The 934-nt window shown below is 61.5% G+C and carries 1 protein-coding gene; it reads left to right on the top strand.

What is annotated here, in order from left to right; translation table 11 throughout:
* The coding region (locus HX899_RS24285) for a calcium-binding protein (protein WP_181293608.1) at positions 1-934 on the top strand (934 nt) is incomplete at both ends.

Below are 934 nucleotides of genomic sequence, written 5' to 3'. Positions count from 1 at the left end.
GACGAAATCCGCACGTCGCTTGCGACCTACTCGATCGCTGCACTGATCAATGTCGAGAACCTGAGCTACACGGGATCGGCCAGCTTCACTGGCACCGGCAATGCGCTCGCCAACACCATCACCGGCGGCGCCGGCAACGATGTGCTGAATGGCGGGGCAGGCGCCGATACGCTGATCGGCGGTGCGGGCGACGACACCTATATCGTCGACAATGTCGGTGACAGCGTTGCCGAGAACGCCGCCGCGGGAACCGACACGGTTCGCACGGCCCTGGCCGCCTACACACTGGGAGCCAATGTCGAGAACCTCACCTATATCGGAACGGCAGCCTTTGCCGGCACGGGCAATGCGCTGAGCAACGTCCTGACCGGTGGGGCAGCTGCGGACAATCTCAGCGGTGGCGTCGGCAACGACACATTGATTGGTGGTGCTGGTTCCGACACGATGTCAGGCGGGACGGGTGACGACCTTTATGTCGTCGATATTGCGACCGACCTTGTGATCGAGAATGCGAACGAGGGGACAGACACGGTCCAGACGGCGCTTGCCAGCTATACGATCGGCAACAATGTCGAGAACCTCACCTACACGGGATCGGCAAACTTCACCGGCACCGGCAATGCTCTCGCCAACACGATCACCGGCGGCGCCGGCAATGATGTGCTGGATGGTGGCGCCGGCGCCGATACCTTGATCGGCGGGGCAGGCAATGACACTTACATCGTCGACAATGCCGTCGATATCGTAGCCGAGAACGCTGACGCGGGGATCGACACGGTTCGCACGACACTGGCGAGTTACACGCTTGGCAGTGATGTCGAGAACCTCACCTATATCGGAACGACGGACTTTGTCGGAACAGGAAACTCGCTGGACAACCTAATCGTCGGCGGTAGCGGGACCGACACCATTGCCGGTGGCGCCGGCAACGACA

Source organism: Rhizobium sp. WYCCWR 11146 (genome assembly GCF_013591995.1).
Lineage (GTDB): Bacteria > Pseudomonadota > Alphaproteobacteria > Rhizobiales > Rhizobiaceae > Rhizobium > Rhizobium indicum.
The sequence above is the reverse complement of the archived record's forward strand: the minus strand, read 5'-3'. Positions and strand labels throughout refer to the sequence as shown.